1 protein-coding gene and 1 pseudogene are annotated in these 2,857 nt (G+C 63.5%); one reads left to right on the top strand and one right to left on the bottom strand.

From position 1 onward, the window contains the following. The first annotated feature begins 725 nt into the window (after positions 1-725). Positions 726-1,925, top strand: a complete 1,200-nt coding sequence (locus tag QX124_RS31775; protein ID WP_315714240.1) for an IS256 family transposase — start codon at positions 726-728, stop codon at positions 1,923-1,925. Between the two features lie 822 nt (positions 1,926-2,747). On the opposite strand, the pseudogene QX124_RS31770 reads toward QX124_RS31775, so the two are convergent. After that, positions 2,748-2,857 (bottom strand): annotated as a pseudogene (locus QX124_RS31770) (ferredoxin--NAD(+) reductase); the annotation flags it as partial.

Here is a 2,857-nt window from a genome sequence, read left to right as displayed (position 1 = left end):
TACCAATGATGGCTTCCGGACAACACGAGGTGGCCCCCTGATTGCCAAGTGATCTTAAGGTTTCCTAGAATCGCCCTCTGTTTCAGCCTAGAGAGGATGTTGCCCCCAACGGGCCGCACCAGTCTCGCACCAGAACGATCCGAACAAGCCGCAACGAACTCAATCGAAATCGAACGAGAACGCAGCAAAATCAACGAAGCCGATCGATAGCTTGCCGCCCATAACGGCCCGGTCGCAGCCCTAGGGTGATAAGGTCTCACGGACGATCAACGCGTTAGCGGGATCAGTACTTACTTCAAATCCTCACGCACCAATACCGCACCAAGCTGGGCCCGGTCGCGCGACTCCCAAGTATAGAGGGCTACTGGCGCTGGCCGATCGGCCGACGTGGCTGGTCTTCACTATAGGGGACAGCCCGAGCGATTGTCGCCAATTCTGCCAGAGCACCCCAGCGAAACGAGCACCAGAGGCTCTGGTCAAGGTTTTAGAAATTCGCTGGGCTCTACGCCGAGCGCCTTGGACAGCTTACCGAGCATCGTCACAGATGCGCTGTATACCCCTGTCTCCAGGTCGTGTCCCCGGAGGTGGTGTAGCTCGGTGGAGCAAAGCCGCCCGGACGCGCGCTCCCAAATAGCGCCGTAGCGGGCGGGCGGCTTTGCGGTGGTCACCGGCAGTTCTCCGGTAGGATCGGGTTGCGACACGCCAACGCAACCGAGGAACCACCGATGACCGAAGACATGATGAACCTGCGCACGCTGGTAGAGAAGACCCCAGACGCCGATCTGCTGCGCGAGATGATCGGCTTTGCGGCCCAGCGCCTGATGGAGCTGGAGGTCGAGAGCCAGACCGGGGCTGCCTATGGCGAGAAGAGCCCCGAACGTCTGGCCCAGCGCAATGGCTACCGCGACCGGATCTGGGAGACCCGCGCCGGTGCGGTGGAGCTGCGCATCCCAAAGCTGCGCAAGGGCTCCTATTTCCCCGGCTTCCTGGAGCCGCGGCGCATGGCCGAGAAGGCGCTCACCGCCGTGGTTCAGGAGGCTTACGTTCAGGGCGTCTCGACCCGTTCGGTCGACGATCTGGTGCAGGCGATGGGCATGACCGGCATCTCCAAGAGCCAGGTCAGTCGGTTGTGCGGCGAGATCGACGACAAAGTGAAGGCCTTCCTCGGCCGTCCAATCGAGGGTGACTGGCCCTATCTTTGGATCGACGCCACCTATGTGAAGGTGCGCCAGCAGGGGCGCATCGTCTCCGTCGCGGTGATCGTTGCAGTCGGCGTCAACAGCGACGGCCGGCGCGAGGTTCTCGGCATGGACATCGGGCCGTCCGAGGCCGAGACGTTCTGGACCGCCTTCCTGCGCAAGCTGGCCCGCCGCGGCTTGCGCGGCGTCAAGCTGGTGGTGTCCGACGCCCACGAGGGCATCAAGGCCACCGTGACCAAGGTGCTCAACGCCAGCTGGCAACGCTGCCGCGTCCACTTCATGCGGAACGTGCTGGCTCATGCCGGCAAGAGCGGACGGCGCGTGGTCTCCGCCTTCATCGCCACGGCCTTTGCCCAGGACGATGCCGAGGCCGCTCGCACCCAATGGCGCAAGGTCGCCGATCAGCTCCGTCCCAAGCTGCCCAAGCTTGCCGGCTTCCTCGACGAGGCCGAGACCGACGTGCTTGCCTACATGACGTTCCCGCCGCAGCATCGGACCAAGTTGCACTCCACCAATCCGATCGAACGCCTCAACGGCGAGATCAAACGGCGCACCGAGGTGGTCGGCATCTTCCCCAATGAGGACGCTATCGTCCGCCTCATCGGAGCTGTCCTGCTCGAACAGAACGATGAATGGGCGGTCCAACGTGCCCGCTACATGACGCTGGAAACCATCGCGCCATTGAGCGATGATCCGAACGTCAGCCTCACGGCTATCGCCAGCTGACAGGCCCGGCTCCAGCCGGCGAACGCGGTGGACCGCCAGCTACACCACGCTTGGGGACACGATCCGCGTCGCCGCAATCGAGCTGCGCAGCAAGGAACTGGCATCGGAGCTTGCGCGGTGGCTCGGGCGACGAACCGTGGCCAGCGGGGCGCTGGAGTGCTCGGCGTCAACGGGCAAATTTTCCACAAATAACCGGCATTGCTTAGCGGCGACCGTCATGGAAGTGGCGGTCGCTCAAGCATGCCCCCACTTCGCACGAGGGAGCGTTACCTTCGGCCAAGACCCGAAGGGGCTTGGATCCGGCGTCTTGGCCGGACTAGCGCCCGGTCGCGCTGCGACGCGCCCTAAGAGAGTGGATGGCGCGCCACGGCCGATGAAGATGGGCACTATTGCTTCGCCGTGGCGCTATGACGTTCGAACCTGCGACGCGCCTTAATCGGCAATGGCGCGACGATCTGCGATTGCGCACTACGCTTACGGCGCAATTCACAACGATCAGGGATCTCGGACGGCCGCCCGACGCGCGCATGCGACAGCGGGGGCGGCGGGCGCTATTCAAAGAACAACGCTTCGGAACATCCTGGTACGCGGTGTAGAGTTCCCGAGTCGGCAAACTGCTCGTACTGACGGCCTTCAATCCCGCGCCCGGCATTGCAGATACCAGCCTGGCGCGCCTGCAAGGAATCCCCGTTGGATCATCTCCACCGACCGTTGAACGTGTTCCCGTAATGTTCTATAGGCATATCTGAGGTCAAAGGGCGGCTTCGAAGCAACTACGGGGGGCATGATTGGCGGATAGCCTCATCGATGGCTGGCTGGGTAGCGTGCGCCGGCGATGATCACCATGGGACGGCTGCGCTGCTCGCGTAGCGCCATCGCCGCGATTGCCCAGATCGGCGCGAAGCCGGTGCCGCTGCCGGCGAGGACGAGAC

Source organism: Bradyrhizobium sp. SZCCHNRI3043, from assembly GCF_032377735.1.
Classification (GTDB): Bacteria; Pseudomonadota; Alphaproteobacteria; order Rhizobiales; family Xanthobacteraceae; genus Bradyrhizobium.
Note: the sequence above shows the minus strand (reverse complement) of the source record. Positions and strands in the feature narration are given on the sequence as shown.